Source organism: Arthrobacter sp. 01T414 (assembly GCF_056398965.1).
Genome location: NZ_JBFTQK010000002.1, coordinates 68582 through 92757, shown reverse-complemented (window position 1 = coordinate 92757; position 24176 = coordinate 68582). Strand labels below are relative to the sequence as shown.

Genomic DNA, 24176 nt, shown 5'->3' with positions numbered 1-24176 from the left:
CCTAGAGGATGGCCAGGTTGCGCTGCAGCTCGTAGGGCGTCACCTGGAGGCGGTAGTCCTGCCACTCGGCGCGCTTGTTGCGCAGGAAGTGCTCGAAGACCTGCTCGCCCAGGATCTGCGGCATGAGCTCGGAATCCTCCATGGTCCGGATCGCGTCGTGCAGGCTGGCCGGCAGCGGATCGTGGCCCATGGCGCGGCGCTCGGCCGAGCTCAGCGACCAGATGTCGTCCTCCGCGGCGGCCGGCAGCTGGTAGCCCTCCTCGATGCCCTTCAGCCCGGCGCCCAGCAGCACGGCGTAGGCAAGGTACGGGTTGGCGGCCGAGTCGATGCCGCGGTACTCGATCCGGGCGGACTGGCCCTTGCCGGGCTTGTAGAGCGGAACCCGGACCAGGGCCGAGCGGTTGTTGTGGCCCCAGCTCAGGTAGCTCGGCGCCTCTCCCCCGCCCCAGAGGCGCTTGTAGGAGTTCACGAACTGGTTGGTCACGGCGGTGAACTCGGGGGCGTGCTTGAGGATGCCGGCGATGAACTGCCGGGCGGTTTCGGAGAGCTGGAACTCCGCGCCGGCCTCGTAGAAGGCGTTGGTGTCGCCTTCGAACAGTGAGAAGTGCGTGTGCATGCCTGACCCGGGGTGCGCCGTGAAGGGCTTGGGCATGAAGGTCGCGTACGTGCCCTGCTGGAGTGCGACCTCCTTGATCACGGTGCGGAAGGTCATGATGTTGTCCGCGGTCTGGAGCGCATCCGCGTAGCGCAGGTCGATCTCGTTCTGGCCGGGGCCGGCCTCGTGGTGGCTGAACTCGACCGAGATGCCCACGGATTCGAGCATGGTCACGGCGGTCCGCCGGAAGTCCTGCGCCACGCCGCCGGGCACGTGGTCGAAGTAGCCGCCCTCGTCCACCGGAACCGGCGCGCCGTCCGGGCCCGGCTGCTGGGACTTGAGCAGGTAGAACTCGATTTCGGGGTGGGTGTAGCAGGTGAAACCCATGTCCGCGGCCTTGGCGAGGTTGCGCTTGAGCACGTTGCGCGGATCCGCCGCGGAGGGCTCGCCGTCGGGCGTCAGGATGTCGCAGAACATCCGCGAGGTGGCTTCGGTCTCGCCGCGCCACGGCAGGATCTGGAAAGTGGAGGGGTCCGGCTGGGCCAGCATGTCCGACTCGAAGACGCGGGCCAGGCCCTCGATCGAGGAGCCGTCGAAGCCCAGGCCCTCTTCGAACGCGCCTTCGACTTCGGCCGGAGCCAGTGCCACAGATTTCAGCGAGCCCACGACGTCGGTAAACCACAAGCGCACAAAGCGCACGTCACGCTCTTCGATCGTCCGCAGGACAAACTCTTGCTGGCGGTCCATGGTGCCTCTTTCCGGGTCTACGTCCGTGCCCCGGACCCGTCCCGACTACTCGTCCTGGCTGGCGCCCGCAGCTGCTCTCGAATCACTCTACTAAGCATTCCCGGCGATTGCTGGCCCAGCGCCCCGGCGTAACACACCGTTAACACAACGGCCGCCGGACCGCCGTCCGGGCGCCCCCGCTGCGGTGCCGGGACGCCCCCGATTGTGACGGCTCTCACCGGGCCGGCGGGGCCGCCCGGTAGCTAGGACGCCGGGTATCGCACTACGCTCATGGCATGGCCCCCAGCAACAGCCCCGATTCGCCCCTGTCCGCAGAACTCGCTGCCCCCTACGGCAACGGCCCCGCCTCCGGCATGTCCGAGGCAGCCCCTGCACCGGCCGCGGGCGGCGACGCCACAGGCGCCGCCCCCAAGGATGGTGCCGCCAAGCCGGCGGGCCGGATCCGCACACACCACCTGCGCCAGGCCAAGCTCAACGGTGAGCGCTTCGCCATGCTGACGGCTTACGACCAGTACACCGCCGAGATCTTTGACGCTGCCGGCATCGAGGTGCTGCTGGTCGGGGATTCCGCGTCCAACAACGTGTTCGGCAACGAAACGTCCCTGCCCGTCACGGTGGACGAGCTGCTTCCGCTCTGCCGTGCGGTGACCCGCTCCGCGCGGCGCGCCCTCGTGGTGGCCGACCTGCCTTTCGGCAGCTACGAGGTTTCCGCCCAGCAGGCGGTGGCGACGGGCGTGCGGTTCCTCAAGGAGGGGCTCGCCCACGCGGTCAAGATCGAGGGCGGCAAGTTCTACGCCGAGACCGTTCGGGCCATGGTCCAGGCCGGCATCCCCGTAATGGCGCATATCGGCTTCACGCCGCAAAGCGAGCACGCCCTCGGCGGCTACCGGGTCCAGGGCCGCGGCGACGACGCCCAGCGGCTGATCGACGACGCCGTCGCATTGGCCGACGCCGGTGCCTTCTGCGTGCTGATGGAAATGGTTCCGGCGCCGACGGCGGCCGCCGTGGACGCCGCCGTCGAGGTGCCCACGATCGGCATCGGAGCTGGCAACGCGACCACCGGCCAGGTGCTGGTCTGGCAGGACATGGCCGGGCTGCGCGGCGGCAAGATGGCCAAGTTCGTGAAGCAGTACGCGGATCTGCGGACCGCCCTGAGTGACGCGGCGAAGGCCTACGGCGATGACGTCCGTTCGGGCCACTTCCCCGGCCCGGAGCATTCCTTCTAGCTCAAGCTTCGGGTTCCAGCGTTTCGGGTTCCAGGATTTCGGGTTCCAGCAGGGGCCGGACCTGCCGGCACAGGGCCTCAAGGTCCACCGGTCCCGCTGTACTGACGCGCAGGGTCCGGCCCAGCCCCAGCGGCCCGGCGTGCTGCGCCCATTGCTGCCACAGCTCTTCATCCTCATGCGCTGCGTGGTGGACCGCGTGCCGTTGGCGGCCGCGGCAGCGCTGCCTGGCGGTAGCCGCATCCACACTGCACCACAGCTCAGCAGCCGCGGTCCTCCCGGCGGCGGCCAGGTCTGCGGCGAGGAGCAGCCGGTCCCTGGGGGCAAACCAAAAAGATTCGACGACGGCGGGACCGGGATATTCGGTGAGTTCGGACCAGAGGCGGGCCACAGCGGCGCGGCCCACGCTGGACGACTCCGCCGCCGTCGGACGCCTGCGGCTGTCCCAGAGGGATTCCTTGTAGGCGTCCTTGGAAAACAGCGCAATGCCCAGCCCGGCCGAGAGCTGGGCCGCGAGCGTCGACTTGCCGGAGCCGGGCAGCCCGTTGACCAGAAGGACAACGGGCGCCGCCCGGCCGTTACGCGTCGTCGTCGCCCTTGTCCCAGGCCTCGTTGCGGGCCTTGACCTTTTCGAGGGCGTGTTCGGCTTCCTCGCGGGTCTTGTAGGGGCCGATCAGCTGGCTCCAGTCGGACATTGCGTCTTCCTCGATCTCGTGAGTGTTGACGTTGTACCAGTATTCGGTCATGAAGACTCCTCCTGTGCGCGTCCGGTTCCGGGAGTCCCGGCCCCGGTCGGCGGTGTTTTCGGGCTGATAGTCCGGCTGTTTCTCGGCTGTATTTTCCGGCCTTCGGCCGGGTACTTATAGAATCAATCTATGCCTTCCCTCACCTCGACTGCACCCATCGGCACCCTTGTCCCGGGAACAGTCAGCCCGCAACTTGCCGTGCCGGCGTCCATTCCGCGCCCCGAGTACGTCGGCAAACCCGCCCCGGCCAAGTTCACCGGCTCAGAGGTCAAGTCCGCCGAGACCATCGAGAAGATCCGCATCGCCTCGCGGATCGCCGCCCGGGCCATCGTGGAGGTCGGCAAGCACATCGTGCCGGGCGTGACCACGGACCAACTGGACAAGGTGGGGCATGAGTTCCTGCTCGACCACAAGGCGTACCCGTCGACCCTCGGCTACCGCGGCTTCCCCAAGTCGCTATGCTCCTCGCTCAACGAGGTCATCTGCCACGGCATCCCCGACAGCACGGTGGTCCAGGACGGCGACATCCTCAACATCGACATCACGGCCTTCATCGGCGGCGTGCATGGCGACACCAACTACACCTTCCTCGTGGGCGATGTCGACGAGGAGTCCAGGCTGTTAGTCGAACGCACCGAAGAATCCCTGCGCCGCGCCATCCGTGCGGTGGCCCCGGGGCGTGAAATCAACGTGATCGGCCGGACCATCGAGTCCTACGCCAAGCGCTTCGGCTATGGCGTGGTCCGCGACTTCACCGGGCACGGCGTGGGCGAGGCTTTCCACACCGGGCTGATCATCCCGCACTACGACGCCGCTCCGGCCTACAACACGGTGATGGAGGCCGGCATGGTCTTCACGATCGAGCCCATGCTCACCCTCGGCACCGTCGAGTGGGACATGTGGGCCGACGACTGGACGGTCGTCACGCGCGACCACAAGCGGACAGCACAGTTCGAACACACCCTGCTGGTCACGGAGTCCGGCGCCGAAGTCCTGACCCTTCCCTGATCCCCGCACCGCCTTTCCAAGATCAACAACAAGACCCACCCCGCCCCTGCCACGAACGGAACAACATTGGCCAAGAAGGACGAGAAGTCGAAGAAGAACGCCCCGCTGATCGGCATCGACATCGGTGGCACCGGCATCAAGGGCGGAATCGTTGACCTGAAGAAGGGCAAGCTCGTCGGCGACCGGCTCCGCGTCCCCACCCCGCAGCCGTCCACGCCGGAAGCCGTGGCCGAAGTCGTGGCGCAGGTTGTCACGGAGCTGTCCAAGCGTCCCGACGCCCCCGCGGCCGACTCCCCTGTCGGTGTGACCTTCCCGGGAATCATCCAGCACGGTGTGGTCCACTCGACGGCGAACGTCGACAACTCCTGGCTGAACCTGGACATCGACGCACTGCTGACCGCCCGGCTCGGCCGCCCGGTGGAGGTCATCAACGACGCCGACGCCGCCGGCCTGGCCGAAGCCCGCTACGGCGCCGGTGAAGGCGTCTCCGGCACTGTCCTGGTGATCACCCTCGGCACCGGCATCGGTTCCGCCTTCATCTTCAATGGCAAGCTCGTCCCCAACGCCGAGCTGGGACACCTGGAAATCGACGGGTTCGACGCCGAGAGCAAGGCATCCGCCGTCGCCCGTGAGCGCGACGGCCTGAGCTGGACCGAATACAGCGTGCTGCTCCAGCGCTACTTCTCCCACGTCGAGTTCCTCTTCTCCCCCGAGCTGTTCATCGTCGGCGGCGGCATCTCCAAGCGCGCGGACGAATACCTGCCGCACATGTCACTGCGCACGCCGATCGTTCCGGCCGAGCTGAAGAACGACGCCGGCATCGTGGGCGCCGCCATTGAGGTTGCACTGACGCACAAGCTCGCGAAGTAACCCCGGCACCGCACAAACGAAACCGGCCCGCAGTTGTCCAACTGCGGGCCGGTTTGTGGTGGAGCCGGTGGTGGCCGCGGCTTCCCCTCCGTTGCCACCACCGGAACTTGTTTGAGCCTAGAGCGGGCTCTTCTGCGGGTTCTTGCCTTCCAGCCCCTTGGACTCGGCCTCATGGCGGAGCAGGGCGATGGCGGACTCGAAGTCTTCCAGCGATTCAAAGGCCTGGTACACGCTCGCAAAGCGCAGGTAGGCCACCTCGTCGAGGCGCTGCAAGGGGTTGAGGATGGCGAGGCCCACCTCGTGGGCGTCGATCTCGGCGGCGCCGGAGGCCCGGATGGTTTCTTCGACTTCCTGGGCCAGCATGGCGAGGTCGTCCTCAGTGACGGGCCGGCCCTGGCAGGCCTTCCGCACCCCGTTGATGACCTTGCTGCGGCTAAACGGTTCGCCGACGCCGGAGCGCTTGATGACGGTCAGGCTGGTGGTTTCCACGGTGGTGAACCGGCGTCCGCACTCCGGGCACTGACGGCGTCGCCGGATGGCGGAGCCGTCGTCGGCGATGCGGCTGTCCACCACACGCGAATCAGGGTTGCGACAGAACGGGCAATACACGTCGGTTCCTCCCCTGTCGCAAGCCTGGACCCCACCAAGGGCCGAAGCACCGCAGTTGGCGCCTCGGGATCAGTTTACGACTAGATGTTGATGAATAACAAGCCTGTAATTACTACATGTTGTGGTCAGGCGCAGCTGCTGCCGGATTCGCCCGGCGGGGGCCCTAGCTCCGGGCCGGGAACCGCGCGGTGACCGCCTCGCCGTGCGCCGGAAGGTCTTCCGCCACGGAGAGGCTGACGATGTGAGCGCTGACTTCTTCCAGCGCGCTCCTGCTGTAGTTGATCACCTGGATGGCGCGCAGGAAGGTGGTGACGTTCAGCCCGGAGGAGAACGCGGCCGTTCCGCTCGTGGGCAGCACGTGGTTGGAGCCGGCGCAGTAGTCGCCCAGGCTGACCGGGCTGTAGTCCCCCACGAAGATCGCGCCGGCGTTGCGGATCCGGGCTGCGACGCCGGCAGCGTCCGCGGTCATGATCTCGAGGTGTTCGGCAGCGTACGCATCGCAGGCCGCGATGCCCTGTTCGAGGTCCTCGACCAGGACGACGCCGGATTGCGGGCCGGACAGGGCTTCCCGCACGCGGGCGCTGTGCTTGGTTCCGGCAGCCTGGAGCTCGAGTTCGCGGCGGACTGAGGCGGCCAGCTCCTCGGAGTCGGTGATCAGCACGGAGGCTGCCTGCGGGTCATGCTCGGCCTGGCTGATCAGATCGGCGGCGACGAGGCCGGGGCGCGCCGTCGCGTCGGCGAGGATTGCGATCTCGGTGGTGCCGGCCTCCGAGTCGATCCCCACCACGCCCTTGACGAGCCGCTTGGCGGTGGCCACGAAGATGTTTCCCGGACCGGTGACAACATCGACAGCGTCAATGCCAGCGTCAATGCCGGACTCCGAATCGGAGCCGGGGATGCCGTAGGCGAACGTGGCGATTGCCTGGGCGCCGCCGATTGCGTAGACCTCCTCGATCCCCAGCAGGCACGCGGCCGCCAGGATCGTGGGGTGCGGCAGGCCGCCGAAGTCCTTTTGCGGCGGCGAGGCGAGGGCGATGGATTCCACGCCTGCCGCCAGGGCCGGGACGACGTTCATGATGACAGAGGAAGGGTAGACCGCCAGGCCGCCGGGGACGTAGAGCCCGACACGCGCGACCGGCACCCAGTTCTGGCTCACTACGGCGCCCTCGCCGAGTTCGACGTCGGTGTTCGCCGGACGCTGTGCGTCGGCGAAGCGGCGTGCCCGGCGGATGGACTCCTCGAGGGCGGCGCGAACGGCGGGATCGAGGCCGTCCAGGGCGGCCTTGAGGGCCTCGGCCGGAACCCGCGGGTGGGCTTGTTCCACGCCGTCGAAGTTCAACGCCAGCTCGCGCAGCGCCTCAAAGCCGCGCGTCCGGACGGCCGAAATGATGTCCAGGACCTTTTGCTCGGCGTCGGCCACGGTGCCATGCTGAGCCCGCGGGACGGCGGCGCGGAGTCCGGCGAGGGACAAGCGTTGCCCGCGCACGTCCACGGTGCGGAAGTTCAGTGCGGCGGATGCGGGGGTTGCCGGGGCGGAGGCAGAGGGTACGGGGCTGTCAGCAGTTGGGGTCACGCGTCCATTTTACGCGCCGGCGCGGGGCCCCCGGACGCTGTTACGGAGCGCCCCCGGATCAGGCGTCAGGTCCGCGCCTGCTCCGGCTCCGTCTCCGTCGACCCAAACACCGTGGAAAAGAAGATCGCCAGGGCGATGGCGGCCGGCCAGATGACCAGCATGGCGTAGGCCCGGAGTGAGAAGGCGATGCTGGCGCTGGCCGACGTGTCCGCCGGGGCGCTCCACCAGGAACCGGCGAGCACTCCGGTCCCCCAGGCCAGCAGGGCACCGGCGGCGCCTGCTGCGACTGCCAGGATTACCGCCGCTGTTCCCAGCCGGGCGGGCCTGCTGCCGGCCAGGAAGACCCCGGAAAGGCAGCCTGCCAGCAGGAACAGCCCGGCCAGGACGAGGTCCCGGGGAAGCCACGTCTCGGGGTTGCTGCCGATGGCGAGTGCGGGGTCGCGGGTGAGGAGGTTCAGCCCGGTCGGCGCCAGAAGCCACCACAGCAGTCCCACCGGAAGACCCGCCGCGGCGATCACGGCCAGCCCCCGCCAGGGCACCGCGCCGCCCTGGCGGCTGGGTGCGGCGGGCGCAGGGACGCCGGCGTGGTCGTCAACGGGCAGATGCACCGCGGGTTGTGTCATGCAAGAAACCTTAACAAAGGATCCGTCGGCACCGGACATTACGCCGCAACCCGGCACGTGACGCGGGGATAGCCGTCTGACGGGGTCCGAATACCGCGCGCCCGGCCTGCGGGAATACGCTGGCAGTGAGCACCAGTCGCAGAACAGCAGGGAGATGAACCATAGTGGCCTCAGCCGAAGAAGCCTTCGAAGGAACTTTCAAGGAAATGTTCCGCCGGCACGCCGCCGGCGTCGCCATCATCACCGCGAACTTCAACGGCGTCCCCTACGGTTTCACCGCCACCTCGGTGGCATCCCTTTCCGCCAAGCCGCCGCGTTTCACCTTCAACATGGCCCGGACCTCCAGGTCCTGGCCCGCGGTTGCCAACACCGCCTATATCGGGGTGCACATGCTCGGCCTGGAGAACCAGGAGCTCGCCGACCGGTTCGCCCGGTCCAGTGACCGGTTCGAGGGCGACCACTGGGCGCTGGGCCCGCACGAGGTGCCGATCCTCAAGGATGTGACCGGCTGGCTGATCGGCAAGATCCAGATGCGGCTTTCCTTCGAGAACAACGCCGTGGTGGTCGTCGAGGTGGTCGACGGCGCGCTCGGCGGCGACAGCGCACCGCTGCTCTATCACGGCGGCAGCTACAGCCAGCCGGTACCGCTGGACTACGAAATCTAGTCCGCCACCGGGCCGTTTCGACGGTTCCCTGCCGCCAGGACGCTTAGCGGCGTCGAGCCCGCAGGGAACCGTCGAAACGGGGGTCAGCTGTCGAGGCAGGTCGGGCCGAGCAGCACCTTCAGGTCGCCGAACAGCGACGGGCTGGGGTTGACGCGCAGGTGCACGGGCAGGCCCATGACCTCCACCCGGGAGTCACCGTGCAGGTGCAGCCGGACCTCCGACTTGCCGCGGTGGGTCCTGAGGACCTCGCCGAGTTCGTTCACCACGGCTTCGGTGGCCTTGTGCGTCGGCATGGTGATCACCAGCGGCCCGTCAAGGCCTTCGCTGAGGTCCGGCACCGAGAGTTCCATGCAGTTCAGGGCCACGGCGCCGTCGTCGCGGCGCTGCAGCCGGCCCTTGACGACGACGATCAAGTCCTCGGCCAGGACGGACGCGATTGGTCCGTAGACCTGGCCGAAGAACATCACTTCCACCGAGCCGCCGAGGTCCTCGATCTCGGCACGCGCGTAGGCGTTGCCGCTGGCCTTGGCGATGCGGCGGCTGAGCGAGGTGATCATGCCCGCGATGGTGATGATGGCGCCGTCGTGCGGCCCGTCCTCGGCGATGATCGAGGTGATGGACTGGTCCGCGTGCTGGCTGAGCAGGCCCTCGAGGCCCTGCAGCGGGTGGTCTGAGACGTAGAGCCCGAGCATGTCGCGTTCGAAGGAGAGCTTGTCCTTCTTCTCCCACTCGGGCAGTTCGGGGATCTCGATGCTCAGCGAGGACTCGGACTCGGTGTCGTCGATGCCGGCGAAGAGGTCGAACTGGCCGATCGCCTCGTTGCGCTTGAGCGTGATGACCGAGTCGATGGCTTCTTCGTGGATCATGGCCAGGGCCCGCCGGTGATGGCCCAGCGAATCGAAGGCGCCGGCCTTAATCAGCGATTCGATGGTGCGCTTGTTGCAGACGACCGCCGGCACCTTCATCAGATAGTCCTTGAAGGAGGTGTAGGCGCCTTCGCGTTCGCGCGCGGCCACCATCGCCTCGACGGCGTTGGCGCCGACGTTGCGGATGGCGCCCATGCCGAAGCGGATGTCGTTGCCCACCGGGGTGAAGTTGAGCGCCGACTCGTTGACGTCCGGCGGCAGCACCGTGATGCCCATGCGGCGGCATTCGTTGAGGTAGATCGCCGACTTGTCCTTGTCGTCACCGACGCTGGTCAGCAGGGCCGCCATGTATTCCGGCGCGTAGTGCGCCTTCAGGTAGGCGGTCCAGTAGGAGATCACGCCGTACGCGGCGGAGTGCGCCTTGTTGAAGGCGTAGTCGGAGAAGGGAAGCAGGATGTCCCAGAGGGTCTTCACCGCGGCCATCGAGTAGCCGTTGTCCTGCATGCCCTGGGAGAAGCCGGCGAACTGCTTGTCCAGCTCGGATTTCTTCTTCTTGCCCATGGCACGGCGGAGGATGTCGGCCTGGCCAAGGGTGTAGCCGGCGAGCTTCTGCGCCACCGCCATAACCTGCTCCTGGTACACGATCAGGCCGTAGGTCCCGCCGAGGATTTCGGCGAGCGGCTCCTCGAGCTCCGGGTGGATCGGGATGACTTCCTGGATCTTGTTCTTGCGCAGCGCGTAGTCGGTGTGCGCGTTGGCGCCCATGGGTCCCGGACGGTACAGCGCCAGCACGGCGGAGATGTCTTCGAAGTTGTCAGGCTTCATCAGCTTGAGCAGGGAGCGCATGGGCCCGCCGTCGAGCTGGAAGACTCCCAGGGTGTCGCCCCGGGCCAGCAGCTCATAGGAGGCGGCGTCGTCGAGGGCCAGGGACTCGAGGTCCAGGTCGACCCCGCGGTTCATTTTGATGTTTTCCAGGGCGTCGGAAATGATCGTCAGGTTCCGCAGGCCCAGGAAGTCCATCTTGATCAGTCCGAGGCCCTCGGAGGTCGGGTAGTCGAACTGCGTGATGACCTGGCCGTCCTGGAAGCGGCGCATGATCGGGATGACGTCGATGATGGGGTCCGAGGACATGATGACGCCGGCGGCGTGGACGCCCCACTGGCGCTTCAGGCCCTCGATGCCCAGGGCGGTCTCGAAGACCTTCGCGGCTTCCGGGTCCGTGGCAATCAGCTGCCGGAAGTCGCCGGCCTCGCTGTAGCGCTTGGCCTCCGGGTTCTGGATGTCGGCCAGCGGAATGTCCTTGGCCATCACGGCCGGCGGCAGGGCCTTGGTGAGCGTCTCGCCCATGCTGAAGGGATAGCCCAGCACGCGGGAAGAGTCCTTGAGGGCCTGCTTGGTCTTGATGGTGCCGTAGGTGACGATCATGGCGACGCGTTCGTCGCCGTACTTGCGGGTCACGTAGTCGATCACTTCGGAGCGGCGCCGGTCATCGAAGTCGACGTCGAAGTCGGGCATGGAGACGCGGTCCGGGTTCAGGAAGCGCTCGAAGATCAGGCCGTGGTGCAGCGGGTCCAGGTCGGTGATGCGCATGGCGTAGGCCACCATAGAGCCGGCACCGGAGCCACGGCCGGGGCCAACCCGGATGCCGTTGTTCTTGGCCCAGTTGATGAAGTCGGCAACCACCAGGAAGTAGCCCGGGAAGCCCATCGAGGTGATGACTTCGAGCTCGTAGTCGGCCTGCTGGCGGACCTTGTCCGGGATGCCCTGGGGGTAGCGGTAGTGCAGTCCCTTGTCCACTTCCTTGACCAGCCAGGAGGTTTCGTCCTCGCCCTCCGGGCAGGGGAAGCGGGGCATGTAGTTGGCGCCCGTGTTGAAGGACACTTCGCAGCGTTCGGCGATCAGCAGCGTGTTATCGCAGGCGTCGGGGTGGTCGCGGAACAGTTCCCGCATTTCCTGCGGGGACTTCAGGTAGTAGCCGCTGCCGGAGAAGGCGAAGCGCGAGCCGCCGTTGTCGTAGGTGGGCTCCAGCAGGGTGGAGCCGGACTGGATGGCCAGCAGCGCCTCGTGCGCTTTTGCGTCGTGTTCGTGCGTGTAGTGCAGGTCATTGGTGGCCACGAGCGGGAGGTTCAGTTCCTTGGCCAGCCGCAGCAGGTCTCCGGTGACGCGCCGCTCGATGTCCAGGCCGTGGTCCATGAGTTCGCAGAAGTAGTTTTCGGCGCCGAAGATGTCGCGGAACTCTGCCGCGGCTTCGAGCGCTTCCCGGTACTGTCCCAGCCGGAGCCTCGTCTGGACTTCGCCGGACGGGCAGCCCGTGGTGGCGATCAAGCCTTCCGAGTAGGTGTTCAGCAGCTCGCGGTCCAGCCGGGGCCATTTGCCGAAGACCGAGTCCAGGGACGCGATCGACGAGGCACGGAAGAGGTTTCGCATGCCGGTGTTGTTGTAGCTGAGCAGCGTCATGTGCGTGTAGGAGCCACCGCCGGAGATGTCATCCTTGCGCTGGTTCTCTTCGCCCCAGCGAACGCGGGTCTTGTCCGTGCGCGCGGTCCCCGGGGTGACGTAGGCCTCGACGCCGATGATCGGCTTGATTCCCTTGTCGGTGGCACGCTTCCAGAAGTCGAACGCCCCGAAGAGGTAGCCGTGGTCCGTGGTGGCCAGGGCGGGCATGCCCAGCCGCTCGGTCTCATCGAAGAGTTCCCCGAGGCGCGCCGCACCGTCCAACATGGAGTACTCGGTGTGGTTGTGGAGGTGGACGAACGAGTTGTTGCTGGAAGTCACCGAATCATTCTAGTGCCGGGCAGCGACACTCCCGTGCCCGGCACGGCGGCGACAACGGAGCTCCGTGGGAATACAGCTAGGCGTTGCCGGACTCCAGCACCTCGAGGGCGTACTTCAAATCCTGCGGGTAGTCGCTGGTCACGGTGACCCGCTCCCCGGTGCGCGGGTGGTCGAAGGAAAGCTGCCGGGCGTGCAGCCACTGCCGGGTCAGGCCGAGGGTGGCGGCCAGCCGGGGATCCGCGCCGTAGGTCAGGTCGCCGGCGCAGGGGTGGCGCAGTGCGGAGAAGTGCACGCGGATCTGGTGGGTGCGGCCGGTTTCCAGGTGCACCTCCACGAGCGAGGCCTTGCCGAAGGCTTCCAGCACCTCGTAGTGGGTCACCGACTCGCGGCCGTCCTCGATCACGGCGAAGCGCCAGTCGTGGCCGGGGTGGCGGCCGATAGGCGCGTCGATGGTGCCGGCCAGCGGGTCGGGCAGGCCCTGGACGACGGCGTGGTAGACCTTGTCCACGGTGCGTTCCTTGAAGGCACGCTTGAGGGCCGTGTAGGCGTTCTCGGTCTTGGCGACCACCATGACCCCGGAGGTGCCGACGTCGAGACGGTGCACGATTCCGGCCCGCTCCGGCGAACCGGAGGTGGAAATGCGGTACCCGGCGCCGGCCAGGCCACCCACCACGGTGGGGCCCACCCAGCCGGGTGAGGGGTGCGCGGCCACGCCGACGGGCTTATCCACGACGACGAATTCGTCGTCGTCCAGCAGGATCTTCAGGCCTTCCACAACTTCCTCCACAACTTCAAGGGGGTCCCGGCGCACCGGCACGACGACGTCGAGCTCGCCGCCGGCGCTCAGCTTGAGGGACTTCCCCACGCCCTTGCCCTGGCTGCTGACATGGCCTTCGGCGATCAGCGTGGCCGCCTGCGACCGGGAGATATCCATCAGCTTGGCCAGGCCGGCGTCCACCCGGGCGCCGGCAAGCTCTTCGGGGACGGTGAAGTGCCGGCGTTCTCCCGTGCTGGCGTTGCCGGGCTCAGACATTGTGTTCCCGCCCGTTTTCTTCCAGCGCAGCCGGGCCGGCGGCGTCGCCGTCCCGGTGCGGCAACAGGTGTGACCCGTCAAGGGCGATGCCGCGCAGGGTGAGCAGGCAGATGATGACCACCGAGGACACCACCGCGGAGTCGGCAATGTTGAAGATGGCAAAGTTGGGCAGCTGGATGAAGTCCACCACGTGTCCCATCGCGAACGACGGTTCGCGGAACAGTCGGTCGGTGAGGTTGCCGAGGGCGCCGCCGAGCAGCAGGCCCAGCGCCAGCGCCCACCATGCGGAACCGAGCTTGCGCAGCTGCAGCAGGATCGCGACGGACACCACCGCCATGATGATCGTGAACACCCAGGTGACGTTCTCCCCGATCGAGAATGCGGCTCCGGAATTGCGGATGTAGTACCAGTGCAGCAGGGGCGGGAGCACGGGGATCCGCTCCCCCTCGGTCATGGTCGAGGTGACCCAGAGTTTAGTCAGCTGGTCGAAGGCGTAGGCGAACACCGCGAAGCCGGCGAACAAGGTGAGCAGCAGTGCGCGCCGCGGTTTGCGCGCCGGAGCCTGCACGGCGGCCGCGGAGGGCGGCGGCTGCACGGCGTCGGCGGGCTGGGCGGCGTCTGGGGTTGGTGCGTCAGTCATAGTGCTTTCGTTCCGGTGCCGGTGGTGGCGGGGGCTTGCGGCTTGCGCGCAGGCTGCTGGGGAGGCCGCAGGGCGGCGGTTAATGCCAAAAGCCGGTGGCCGAGGAGTCCTCAGCCACCGGCTTTCAGAATACGTGTAAAACGTCCTAGTTGGCTTCGACCTCGGGGGCCGCAACCGAACCACGGGCGTCCAGGTCACGCAGCTGGCCTTCGATGTAGGCCTTGAGGCGGGACCGGTAGTCGCGCTCGAAGCCGCGCAGCTGCTCGACCTTGCGCTCCAGCACCGAGCGCTGCTGCTCGAGGGCGCCCAGGATCTTGCGGGACTTTTCCTGCGCGTCGTTGACGAGGCTGCTGGCTTCGATCTGCGCTTCGGCGATGATCTTGTCGCGCTGCTGCTCGCCGTCGGCGACGTGCTTGTCGTGCATCTGCTGCGCCATGGCCAGCAGGCCTGCGGCGGACTCTGCGGATGCGGTGGCTGCGACCGGAGCCGGTGCTGCTGCCGGAGCGGGAGCCTTCTCGGCTTCCTTCTTCTTGGCGGCTTCGGCGGCCTTCGCCTCGGCTTCTGCCTTGGCGCGGTCTTCCTTCTCGGCCTTGACGGGTGCCGGCACCTTCTCCACGACGGGAGCGCCAGCAGAGGTGCTGGCGGCCGTGCCGGAACCGGCTTCGGCGAGCTTCTTGCGCAGCTCGTCGTTCTCCTGGTTCAGGCGTCGCAGTTCGACGACGATCTCGTCCAGGAAGTCATCAACTTCGTCCTGGTCGTAGCCTTCGCGGAACTTGGTCGGCTGAAAGCGCTTGTTGACAACGTCTTCTGGCGTCAAAGCCATCTGGTCACCTCGTTGGTCTAGTTAGTCAGTAGGCCTTCCGGCCGTCAAAACTACGGTACCTAAATATGGTCTGGTTCCTCTAATTCAACACCGCAGTGTCAAACCGGAGTTTTTATCTTTTTGGCCAGCGGAGCGGGTCCGCGGCCGGGTTACGTGGCGATCGGCTGCGCGTAGGTGAAGTACCTGGCGAAGCCCATGGCTACAGAGACGGCCAGGAAGAGCACCAGGAACGCCAGGTCCAGCGAGATTCCGCCGAGACGCAGCGGCGGAAGGATCCGGCCGAGCAGTTTGAGGGGTTTGTCTGTGATCGAGTACACAGTGTGGGCGGTGACGAGCGCCACGCCGCGCGGACGCCAGCTCCGGGCGAACATCTGCACCCAGTCGAAGATCAGGCGGATGATCAGGGAGACAAAAAAGAGCAGCAGTGCGATATAGACAAGTCCGAAAACAATTCCCATGAGTTAACTCATATCTCCATGATCATTCCGGATACCGCAGTGTCCTGAAAGTGGTTGCGCAACTATTCCAGCACGTCTATTTCAACACGGATCCTTCAGCACGGATGCCAGGCAGGTGTCCCCTGCCTGGCATCCGAACCGGAATCCCGGCTAGCTCTGGTTGAAGAAGGCGGCCTGCGTCTCGCTGGTCTTCTTGTCGTCGCCGATGACTTCGACATACGACGGCGAGAGCAGGAACACCTTGTTGGTGACCCGCTCAATGCTGCCGCGCAGGCCGAACACCAGGCCCGCAGAGAAGTCGACGAGGCGCTTTGCGTCGGCCTCGCCCATGTCGGTCACGTTCATGATGACGGGGATGCCGTCACGGAAGCTTTCACCGATGAGCTTGGCGTCGTTGTAGGACCGCGGGTGGATCGTGGTGATCTGCCGCAGGCCGGTGGTCTCTTCGCGGCTCGCGGCCGCTCGCTTGATGGGTGTCACGGGTGCGCGGTATTCCTCTTCAGCGGCGTAGGGCTCTTCCCGGGGCACTTCACGGACGGCTGCCGGCGCGCGGCGCTCCTCGCGTTCGTGCTCCATGGATTCGTCCTCATCCTTGTGCGGGGTGTGATGCTCGGACTCGTAGTGTTCGTCGCCATCAGCGAGCCCAAGATAGATCATTGTCTTGCGCAGACCGCCAGCCATGGTCGACTCCTAATCGTGTCCGTTTGCGGGCCGCTCAGTGACTTGTACTGGAATCCCCGCCATTACCTTCCAATACGTTGAACCTACCGCAAGGCCGGGCGCGGACCGAGAATATCGGAGCCTATTCGAAGGTGTGTCGCCCCGAACCGGATGGCCGCTTCGAGGTCCTGGCTCATTCCGGCAGAGATGCCCGTGGCGTGGGGGTGGTCGCTGCGCAGCCGGGCGGAGATTTCCGCCAATTTTTCGAAGGCACCCTCCGGTGCCGCGCCGAGCGGCGCCACGGCCATGACGCCGGCAAGCCGCAGTCCGGGCGTTCCCGAGAGCTGTTCGCCCAGCGCCGGGACATCCGCGGGCAGCGCCCCACCGCGGTGGCCGTCGGCGTCCTCGTCCAGGCTGACCTGGATGAAGCATTCGAGGTCGCCGCGGCCGGTACGTTCCTGCTCCGCGCGGACCGCTTTGGCCAGTGCGGTGACCAGCTGGGGCCGGTCCACGGAGTGCACGGCGTAGGCGTATTTCACGACCGATTTGGCCTTGTTGCTCTGCAGTTGGCCGATGAAGTGCCACCTCAGTTGCAGCTCCTGTAGCCGGGCCGCTTTCTCTGCCGCCTCTTGGTCGCGGTTTTCGCCGACGTCGGTGACGCCGAGCGCGGCGAGCCGTGCGACGTCTTCGGCCGGGTGGAACTTGGTGACCACAATCAGCTGTGGCGGGGCAACCCCGCGCCCGGCATCGGCCGCCGCGTCGCTGATCCGCCGCCGCACCGCGGCGAGCCGTTCGCGGAGCTCGGCGAGCCTCGGGTCAGCTGGTGTGGAGTCCGTCGCTGGCCCCGTCATGCCGTAGCCCCCGTAGCGTCGGTCCAGACCAGGCCCGCGAACCGGCCCGTGTTGTTGTTGCGCCGGTAGGAGTACAGTTCCCCGTCCTCGCGGGTGCAGCCGCCGGCATATTCGACGGCGACCCCCTCGGACTCGAGCTGGCTGCGGACGCCGGCCGGCAGGTCCAGCCCGGGCGTTCCTTGGGCCGTGGTGCACCAGGCCGCGGGGACGATCGCCGCAACGTCAGCGCGCATTCCTTCCGGGACCTCGTAGCACTTTCCGCAGATGGAAGGCCCAATCCAGGCACCGATGTCGACGGCGCCCAGGGCACGCATCCGCGCCAGCGCGGCGGGAACCACACCGGCCGCCAGTCCCGGCCGTCCGGCATGCACGACGCCGAGAACCGGCCCAGCGGTCCCGCTCTCCCCCACCAGCACGATCGGCACACAGTCCGCCACCATGACCGCCAGCGGTTCGCCGGTGGACACCATGGCGTCGGCTGTCGGGGCGGTCGCGGCCGGTTCGCCTGGGATCGCCGCCGGGCCACCGCTGGCATCGGCGGCGATGACGGCCACCTCGCTGCCATGGACCTGGTTCATGAATCGGAAGCCACGCGAGCCGAGCCCGGCAGCCTCTTCCAGCGTCTCGCGGCGTCGGCGCACCGCAGCAGGATCGTCGCCGACGTGAAGCGCCAGGTTGCCCGCGGCCACATTGGTGAACGCCGCCCAGACGCCGGGCCGCACCTCAGCTCGCCAGTAGAACACTCAGCACACCGCCTGTTCGGGAGCAGCAAACAATGAAAAGCACATACCAATCACCGTAGCGTGCGAAAAAGCACCATGACACCGCCGGAGGCAGTGCCATGGTGCTGATTGCTGTTTTGGACCGATGCCTACTTCAGGAAGTCAGGCACATCCAGGTCGTCCGAGTGGCGTCCGGACAGGTCCGGCTCCACGACGGAGGGCAGGTCCACATCGAAACCCGAATCGGCCGGTACGGCCGAGGGGCGCTGCTGTCCCCAGTTGCTGAGCCCGGAAGCGCCCACGCCGGCGTGCATCGGCTGTGCCGGTGCGGAGGCGGGGGCCTGCGCCGGGGCCGGAGCCGGAGCGGCGGCGCGTGCCGGGGCGGGCTGGGACTGGTCCATGGACGGCGAGGTGGCCTTGACGTCGTCGAAGCCGGCCGCGATCACGGTCACGCGGGCCTCGTCGCCGAGGGCGTCGTCGATCACGGCGCCGAAGATGATGTTGGCCTCCGGGTGGGCCACTTCCTGTACCAGGCGGGCTGCTTCGTTGATTTCGAACAGGCCGAGATCCGACCCGCCCTGAATGGAGAGCAGGACGCCGTGGGCGCCGTCGATGGAGGCTTCCAGCAGCGGCGAGGCGATCGCCAGTTCGGCGGCCTTGACCGCGCGGTCCTCGCCGCGGGCCGAACCGATGCCCATGAGCGCGGAACCGGCACCCTGCATCACGGACTTGACGTCCGCGAAGTCGAGGTTGATCAGGCCCGGGGTGGTGATCAGGTCGGTGATGCCCTGGACACCGGAGAGCAGGACCTGGTCCGCGGAGCGGAAAGCGTCCAGCACCGAGACGTTGCGGTCGCTGATGGAGAGCAGTCGGTCGTTGGGAATGACGATCAGGGTGTCGACCTCGTCGCGCAGCGCGTCGATGCCGGCTTCGGCGGAACCGGCGCGGCGGCGGCCCTCGAAGGTGAACGGGCGGGTGACCACGCCAATGGTCAGCGCACCCAGCGAGCGTGCGATGCGGGCCACGACGGGCGCGCCGCCGGTGCCGGTGCCGCCGCCTTCGCCGGCGGTCACGAAGACCATGTCTGCGCCGCGGATGACCTCTTCGATTTCGTCGGCGTGGTCCTCCGCTGCCTGCCGGCCGACCTCAGGATTCGCACCGGCTCCCAAGCCGCGCGTCAGCTCGCGTCCGACGTCGAGCTTGACGTCCGCATCGGACATCAACAGCGCCTGCGCGTCCGTGTTGATGGCGATGAATTCGACGCCGCGAAGACCGACTTCGATCATGCGGTTGACTGCGTTCACGCCACCGCCGCCGATGCCGACGACCTTGATGACGGCCAAGTAATTCTGCGGAGCTGCCACGTTACGTGTCCCTTGTTCGTGTTCTATTGCGAAAACTGATGGAGTCAAGCTTGAGGCTTTGAACCTTAACCTTCCAGTTGAAGGTTATAGTTATGTCAAGTAACTCATGTCTGTGACGCTATTTCCTATCCAGAGGACATTCAATAACCGGCTCCGCGTGTCGCGGTAATACCGGCCAAATGCCGTCCGTTTCTACTTTTTTGCTGCTTTGTGGCGACGCCGGATCCCGGCAGGTGCGCCACTTCCACTATCGCCCGCGGACCGCCCCATGTAAGGCAGGCCCGCTACCGGGTGACCGGGTGGCGGGGCACACTCACGTCGTACACGGCCACGGGATTTTTCGGATCCGCGGGCGCCTTCAGCAGGGCCGAGAGCACCCGGGCTTTGAGTTCCTTCTCCCCCGCGTTGCCCCACACAATGGTCCGGCCGTCCAGGAGTTTGAGCTCTACGGCGTCCACGGACTTGGCCGAGGCATCGGAGAGCCGGGCGAGGACGTCCGGCGGAAGTGCCCCGAGGACCCCGGTGATGGCGTGGAACAGGTCCTTGGGCAAGGCGCCCCGGCCGGCGTCGATGACCGGAAGCTTTATCGCAGCCGGGTCCTTGGCCTTGCCGAGCTGGACGCCGTCGACGTCCACCAGCTGGTAGACCTCGCCCTGTTTCACCAGCGCCACCGGTATCCGCTCGGTGATGCGCACCTGGAGCGTGGACGGGGGCCGGGCCTGGGTGCTGACTGCTTTGACCTGGACGAGCGGCTGCAACAGTCCGCTGACTTCCTCGTCGCTGATCTGGGTCAGGGGTTTGCCCTGGAGCGGTTCGAGGGCAGCTTTGACCTGTTTGGTGCTGAGGATCCGGTTGCCCTCCACGGTGACCGTGCGAACGGCAAGCCACGGCGAGTACACGGCCGCCGCGACGATCCCCGCCATCAGCACCGCGATCACGGCGACCGTGGTGAGGACGATCCGACGGCGCCGTTTGGCCTTCGGTTCGGGGAAAGCGAGCACCTTGCCGGGCTGCGGCTCCCCCGTGCCGCCGCCGCCCGGATTTTTGGGGCCGCCCGGGTTTTTCGGGCCGGTCGGGTTTTTGGGCGCACCTGTCGGGCCGGCGCCGGTCGGGGCGGTGTCTGTCGGAGCGGTGTCTGTCGACTTCGACGCCGAGATCACGTCGTCCTGCCCGGCGGCGGGCCGGCCGGAGGCAGGCCCGCGCGGGCCGGAGGGGTACGCGGGCCGGCGCGGGCTAGCCACCGGCGGCCTCGACCGTCAGGGCCTCGACAATGAGCGGGCCGTAGGCGGTGACATCGCCCGCGCCGGCGGTGAGGACGATGTCTCCCGGAGCCGCGGCCTCGAGCACTGCCTTGACGGCCTCGTCCCCGGGGCCCACAAGCCGTCCGCCGGGGCCGAGGTGGTCCGCGATCAGCTGGCTGGTGACGCCCGGAATGGGGTCTTCCCGGGCCGGGTAGATGTCCAGCACCAGCGCGGTGTCAGCCGCGGCGAGGGCCTCCGCGAACTCGTGCGCGAACTCCCTGGTCCGGGAGAAGAGGTGGGGCTGGAAAAGCACGTGGACCCGGTGGTCRCCGGCCACCGAGCGGGCCGCGGCGAGGGCCGCCCGGACCTCGGTGGGATGGTGGGCATAGTCGTCGTAGACGCGGACACCCCGGCCCGAGCCCTTGAACTCGAAGCGGCGCGAGGCACCGGAGAAGTCGGCCAGCGCGCCGGACGCCGCTTCCGGCGCGATGCCGAGCTCCAGCGCCACCGCGAAAGCCGCGGCGGCGTTCAGCGCGTTATGCCGGCCGGGGACCTGGAGTTCGACCGCGAAGCGGCCAGCCGGCGTCGAAATCCAGACACCGCCCGGTCCGCCGTCGTGCAGCGTTACGTCGGCGTCGACCGCCGTTCCGTAGAGGACCACGCGGGTGTTTCCGCGTTCCCGGGTGCGCAGCGCGAGGGCACGGGCGCCGTCGTCGTCGGCGCAGGCCACCAGGAGGCCCTCGGCGGGAAGCAGTTCGGTGAAGCGGTCGAAGGAGGCGTAGACAGCCTCCGCCGTGCCGTAGTGGTCCAGATGGTCCGGCTCGACGTTGGTGACGACCGCGATCCGCGGACGGTAATTCAGGAAGGAACCGTCCGACTCGTCCGCTTCCGCGACGAACACCGGTGACGTCCCGGTCGCCGCGTTGACGCCCAGGGCCGGGACGTTGGCGCCGATGGCGAAGGAGGGGTCCATCCCGGCGCCCTGCAGGAGCACCGTGATCATCGACGTGGTGGTGGACTTGCCGTGCGTGCCGGCGACCGTGACGGCCGTGTCCTGCGCCATCGTTGCGGCCAGCGCCTCGGAGCGGTGCAGCACCGGCAATCCCGCGGCGCGCGCGGCTGCCAGCTCCGGGTTGTCGGAGCGGATGGCGGAACCGGCGACGACGGTCTGCGCGTCGCCAAGGTTTGCCGCGTCATAGCCGACCGCGATCCGGGCGCCGGCGGCGGCGAGCTCGGCCATGACCGGCAGGTCCTTGGCATCGGAGCCGCTCACCGGCAGGCCGCGGGCCACCATGATTCGCGCGACTGCGGACATCCCCACCCCGCCGATGCCGATGAAGTGCACGCGCCCCAGCGAGTCCTGGGTGCGGACCTCTGGCGGGGTGCCGTTCTGGGCCTGGGTCATTGCTTTACCGCTTCCTGCCGGGTGTTCAAGGTGCTGTGTAGTTCAGTGGTCACTGCTGTGCTGGTCACTGCTGCGCTGTCGCGCTGCCGGCCGTGGATTGCGCGGCTTCAAGAACGAGTGCGGCCATCCGCCGGTCAGCGTCGCGGATGCCAAGCCGTTCCGCGGCGGCAGCCATCCGGTCCAGCCGGGCGCGGTCCTGCAGCAGCGGGATGACGTGGCCGGCGACCCAGGCGGCGTCGAAGGCGGCGTCCTCGACCAGGAGCGCGGCATCGGCGTCGACAAGTCCGGCGGCGTTGAGGGACTGTTCCCCGTTGCCGATGGGAAGCGGTACGAACACGGCCGGGACGCCGACGGCGGCGACCTCGCAGACGGTCGCGGCGCCGGAGCGCGCCAGCAGCACGTCGGCGGCGGCGTAGGCCAGTTCCATGCCGTCCACGTACTCCACCTGGCGGTAGCCGGGCGCGACCAACAGCTTGCCCTCGGCATCATGGACGGCCTTGTCCCGCCCGGTGATGTGCAGGGTCTGGATGCCGGCGTCGGCAAGCGCGCCGACCGAGGCGGCTATGGCGCGGTTGATGCTTTGGGCGCCGGAGGAGCCGCCGGTGACGATCAGGGTGGGTTTGTCCTGTTCCAGGCCGAGGGCTGTGCGCGCGGCTTCACGGGCAGCCGTCCGGTCCAGGCCCGAAATTTCCCGCCGCATCGGCATGCCGACATGCCGCGCCCCGCGAAGTTTGGTCGCGGCGAAGGCTACGGCCACGTGACGGCTCAGCCGTGCGCCGACGCGGTTTGCCAGCCCGGGCCGGGTGTTTGCCTCGTGCACCACGATCGGGATCTTGCGGCGCCACGCGGCAAGGTACAAGGGGGTGCAAACGTACCCTCCGACGCCGACGAGGGCGTCCGCCTGCGCTTCGTCGAGGATGGCGCCGGCCTGCCGCACGGCGCCGGCGAGCTTGCCGGGCAGCCGCAGCAGCTCCATCGAGGGTTTGCGGGGAAACGGAACCCGGCTGACGGTGGCCAGTTCCAGCCCCGCGGCCGGAACCAGGCGGGCTTCCATGCCGCCGGGAGTGCCGACGGCGAGGAGCTGCGCCTCGGGACGGGCCTCGAGGATGGCGTTGGCGATGGCCAGCAGCGGGCTGATATGCCCGGCTGTGCCGCCGCCGGCGAGGACGACGGACAGGTTCGGTTTGGTCTTCATGGTGGGCTAGGTACGCTTCCGTGCGGGATTCTTGGGGGCGGGGGTCCTGGTACCGGGCTTCCGGCCGGGCGTGCTGCCTGCCGCGGGCCCGGCTGATCGGGCGCCCGGGGCCGCCGCCGGGGCCTTGGCGCCTGCTGCCGGCCCGGCAGCCGGCCGCTTGGTGGTCCGGCTTGCACCCGCCTGTTTGCGGAGGACTTTTGCGAAGCCGGCCGGGCCAAACTTGAACATCCTTTTAGGCTGCATGTTCGGCTCCATCTGGGCGCGGGCCAGTGACAACACTACGCCGATGGCGCACAGCGACATGAGCAGGGCCGAGCCGCCGTAAGAGATGAAGGGCAGCGGCACGCCGATGACGGGGAGCAACCCGGTGACCACGGCCATGTTGACGGTGGCCTGGCCAAGCAGCCACACCATGATCGAACCGGCGAGGACGCGGTGAAACAGGTCCTGCTGGGCCACCACGACGCGATAGATGGCAGTGCCAAGCACCGCGAAGAGGACCAGGACCACGATGGTGCCGATCAGGCCGAGCTCCTCGCCGATGATCGCGAAGATGAAGTCGTTGTGGGCTTCCGGAATCCAGCTGTACTTCTGCCGGCTCTGGCCCAGCCCGACGCCGAACCAGCCCCCGGAGGCCAGGGCGTAGAGGCCGTTGGTGGACTGGTAGTTCACGTCCGAGCCGTCGGCGCAGGTTTGGCCGGTCCACGACAGGATGCGGCAAACGCGGTTGGGGCTCGTGATGGCTAGTACCACCGTGCCGACGGCCAGGACCGCGCCGGCGATGCCGAAGAGGTACAGCCGCACGCCGGCGAAGTACAAGGCGGCGGCGGTGATCATCATGACGATCATCGCGGTGCCGAGGTCGTTGCCAAGCAGGATCAGGCCGATCACCCCGCCCGCGCCCGGGAGCACGACGGGAATCAACGCGTGCTTGGTCAGGTGCAGCAGTTTGGCTTTGGCGTGCAACACCGTGGCCATCCAGAGCGCCAGCGCCAGTTTCGCCGCTTCGGAGGGCTGGAAGGTGATTCCGCCGACTTCGATCCAGTTCTGGTTGCCCAGTGCGCTGCGTCCGACGAGGAGGACCAGGACCAGCAGGACGAGCGCCCCTAGGATGGCGAACCAGGCGACGCGTTTGAGCCACACCACGTTCACCCGGGAGAGGACCAGCATCACGAAGACGCCGATGGCCGCGAACATCCCCTGCTTGAGGGCCGCGGAATAGGGCGACTCACCGGCCGCGATCGCCTCCACGCTGGAGGCGGACAGCACCATCATGATGCCGATCGCGGTCAGCGCGAGGGTGGAGCCGAGGATGAGGTAGTACGTGGAACCGTTCCGGGACTTCCCGGTGCCTTCCAAGGCAGACCAGAAGGTGCGGTACCAGCCGCGGACGCGGGCCACGGGGGTTGCGCCTCGCGTGACTGGCTTACTGCTTACGGCGCCCGCCCGCGGCGCGGCGGGACGGGTGGGCGTGCTGACCATTG

General features: G+C 67.7%; 23 protein-coding genes. 4 read left to right on the top strand and 19 right to left on the bottom strand.

The window, feature by feature from the left end:
* Position 1 precedes the first annotated feature (1 nt).
* Positions 2–1342 carry a type I glutamate--ammonia ligase gene (glnA, locus tag AC1DK9_RS05925; RefSeq protein WP_138769615.1) on the bottom strand — a complete coding sequence of 447 codons (1341 nt, stop codon included), beginning with the start codon at positions 1340–1342 and terminating at the stop codon, positions 2–4.
* 275 nt (positions 1343–1617) lie between these two features.
* Here glnA and panB point away from each other — a divergent pair, with 275 nt between their 5' ends.
* Entirely contained in the window at positions 1618–2568 is a 951-nt protein-coding gene (gene panB, locus AC1DK9_RS05920; RefSeq protein WP_476915300.1) for a 3-methyl-2-oxobutanoate hydroxymethyltransferase, read from the top strand.
* Position 2569: 1 nt separating this feature from the next.
* Here the strand turns inward: panB and AC1DK9_RS05915 are convergent, their stop codons facing one another.
* Both AC1DK9_RS05915 and AC1DK9_RS05910 read right to left on the bottom strand, forming a co-directional pair.
* A complete protein-coding gene (locus AC1DK9_RS05915) occupies positions 2570–3118 on the bottom strand; it encodes a P-loop nucleotide/nucleoside kinase family protein (protein ID WP_476915615.1) in 549 nt (182 codons plus the stop codon).
* 25 nt (positions 3119–3143) lie between these two features.
* Positions 3144–3311 (bottom strand): SPOR domain-containing protein, encoded by a 168-nt coding sequence (locus tag AC1DK9_RS05910; RefSeq protein ID WP_476863566.1) that lies wholly within the window; start codon positions 3309–3311, stop codon positions 3144–3146.
* 129 nt (positions 3312–3440) lie between these two features.
* On the opposite strand from AC1DK9_RS05910, the gene map reads away from it, so the two are divergent.
* Positions 3441–4319 (top strand): type I methionyl aminopeptidase, encoded by an 879-nt coding sequence (gene map / locus AC1DK9_RS05905; protein WP_476915299.1) that lies wholly within the window; start codon positions 3441–3443, stop codon positions 4317–4319.
* Positions 4320–4385: 66 nt separating this feature from the next.
* The gene (gene ppgK, locus AC1DK9_RS05900; protein ID WP_476863568.1) at positions 4386–5189 is read left to right on the top strand and encodes a polyphosphate--glucose phosphotransferase; all 804 of its coding nucleotides are present in this window, start codon (positions 4386–4388) and stop codon (positions 5187–5189) included.
* Between the two features lie 117 nt (positions 5190–5306).
* Here ppgK and nrdR read toward each other — a convergent pair whose 3' ends face one another.
* From nrdR to AC1DK9_RS05885, 3 genes are all read right to left on the bottom strand, one after another.
* Positions 5307–5798: a transcriptional regulator NrdR gene (nrdR, locus tag AC1DK9_RS05895; protein WP_476863569.1), complete on the bottom strand. Its 492-nt coding sequence runs from the start codon at positions 5796–5798 to the stop codon at positions 5307–5309.
* Between the two features lie 163 nt (positions 5799–5961).
* Positions 5962–7371 carry a histidinol dehydrogenase gene (gene hisD / locus AC1DK9_RS05890; RefSeq protein WP_476915298.1) on the bottom strand — a complete coding sequence of 470 codons (1410 nt, stop codon included), beginning with the start codon at positions 7369–7371 and terminating at the stop codon, positions 5962–5964.
* A gap of 65 nt (positions 7372–7436) precedes the next feature.
* Positions 7437–7994: a hypothetical protein gene (locus tag AC1DK9_RS05885; protein WP_476915297.1), complete on the bottom strand. Its 558-nt coding sequence runs from the start codon at positions 7992–7994 to the stop codon at positions 7437–7439.
* Between the two features lie 206 nt (positions 7995–8200).
* Here AC1DK9_RS05885 and AC1DK9_RS05880 point away from each other — a divergent pair, with 206 nt between their 5' ends.
* Entirely contained in the window at positions 8201–8659 is a 459-nt protein-coding gene (locus AC1DK9_RS05880; RefSeq protein WP_476863638.1) for a flavin reductase family protein, read from the top strand.
* Between the two features lie 83 nt (positions 8660–8742).
* Here the strand turns inward: AC1DK9_RS05880 and dnaE are convergent, their stop codons facing one another.
* The 13 genes from dnaE to ftsW all read right to left on the bottom strand — a co-directional run bounded on the left by dnaE (position 8743) and on the right by ftsW (position 24174).
* Entirely contained in the window at positions 8743–12300 is a 3558-nt protein-coding gene (gene dnaE, locus AC1DK9_RS05875; RefSeq protein WP_476915296.1) for a DNA polymerase III subunit alpha, read from the bottom strand.
* Between the two features lie 76 nt (positions 12301–12376).
* Positions 12377–13333 carry an RluA family pseudouridine synthase gene (locus AC1DK9_RS05870; protein WP_476915295.1) on the bottom strand — a complete coding sequence of 319 codons (957 nt, stop codon included), beginning with the start codon at positions 13331–13333 and terminating at the stop codon, positions 12377–12379.
* A complete protein-coding gene (gene lspA / locus AC1DK9_RS05865) occupies positions 13326–13973 on the bottom strand; it encodes a signal peptidase II (protein WP_476915294.1) in 648 nt (215 codons plus the stop codon). The genes AC1DK9_RS05870 and lspA overlap by 8 nt, the downstream gene beginning before the upstream one ends.
* 145 nt (positions 13974–14118) lie before the next feature.
* Positions 14119–14796, bottom strand: coding sequence for a DivIVA domain-containing protein (locus AC1DK9_RS05860; protein WP_476863575.1), 678 nt, complete (start codon positions 14794–14796; stop codon positions 14119–14121).
* 149 nt (positions 14797–14945) lie between these two features.
* The gene (locus tag AC1DK9_RS05855) at positions 14946–15254 is read right to left on the bottom strand and encodes a YggT family protein (protein WP_476863576.1); all 309 of its coding nucleotides are present in this window, start codon (positions 15252–15254) and stop codon (positions 14946–14948) included.
* 150 nt (positions 15255–15404) lie between these two features.
* Positions 15405–15935, bottom strand: coding sequence for a cell division protein SepF (locus AC1DK9_RS05850; RefSeq protein ID WP_476915293.1), 531 nt, complete (start codon positions 15933–15935; stop codon positions 15405–15407).
* A gap of 83 nt (positions 15936–16018) precedes the next feature.
* Positions 16019–16765 carry a YggS family pyridoxal phosphate-dependent enzyme gene (locus tag AC1DK9_RS05845; RefSeq protein WP_476915292.1) on the bottom strand — a complete coding sequence of 249 codons (747 nt, stop codon included), beginning with the start codon at positions 16763–16765 and terminating at the stop codon, positions 16019–16021.
* Positions 16762–17508 (bottom strand): purine nucleoside phosphorylase YfiH/LACC1 family protein, encoded by a 747-nt coding sequence (locus AC1DK9_RS05840; RefSeq protein WP_476863579.1) that lies wholly within the window; start codon positions 17506–17508, stop codon positions 16762–16764. Before AC1DK9_RS05840 ends, AC1DK9_RS05845 begins: the two co-directional genes overlap by 4 nt.
* A 128-nt stretch (positions 17509–17636) precedes the next feature.
* Positions 17637–18851 (bottom strand): cell division protein FtsZ, encoded by a 1215-nt coding sequence (gene ftsZ, locus AC1DK9_RS05835; RefSeq protein ID WP_476863580.1) that lies wholly within the window; start codon positions 18849–18851, stop codon positions 17637–17639.
* A gap of 284 nt (positions 18852–19135) precedes the next feature.
* Positions 19136–20092, bottom strand: coding sequence for a cell division protein FtsQ/DivIB (locus tag AC1DK9_RS05830; protein ID WP_476915291.1), 957 nt, complete (start codon positions 20090–20092; stop codon positions 19136–19138).
* Positions 20085–21497, bottom strand: a complete 1413-nt coding sequence (murC, locus tag AC1DK9_RS05825; protein ID WP_476915290.1) for a UDP-N-acetylmuramate--L-alanine ligase — start codon at positions 21495–21497, stop codon at positions 20085–20087. Before murC ends, AC1DK9_RS05830 begins: the two co-directional genes overlap by 8 nt.
* A gap of 64 nt (positions 21498–21561) precedes the next feature.
* A complete protein-coding gene (gene murG / locus AC1DK9_RS05820; RefSeq protein WP_476915289.1) occupies positions 21562–22692 on the bottom strand; it encodes an undecaprenyldiphospho-muramoylpentapeptide beta-N-acetylglucosaminyltransferase in 1131 nt (376 codons plus the stop codon).
* A gap of 6 nt (positions 22693–22698) precedes the next feature.
* Positions 22699–24174 (bottom strand): putative lipid II flippase FtsW, encoded by a 1476-nt coding sequence (gene ftsW, locus AC1DK9_RS05815; protein WP_476915288.1) that lies wholly within the window; start codon positions 24172–24174, stop codon positions 22699–22701.
* Positions 24175–24176: the final 2 nt, after the last annotated feature.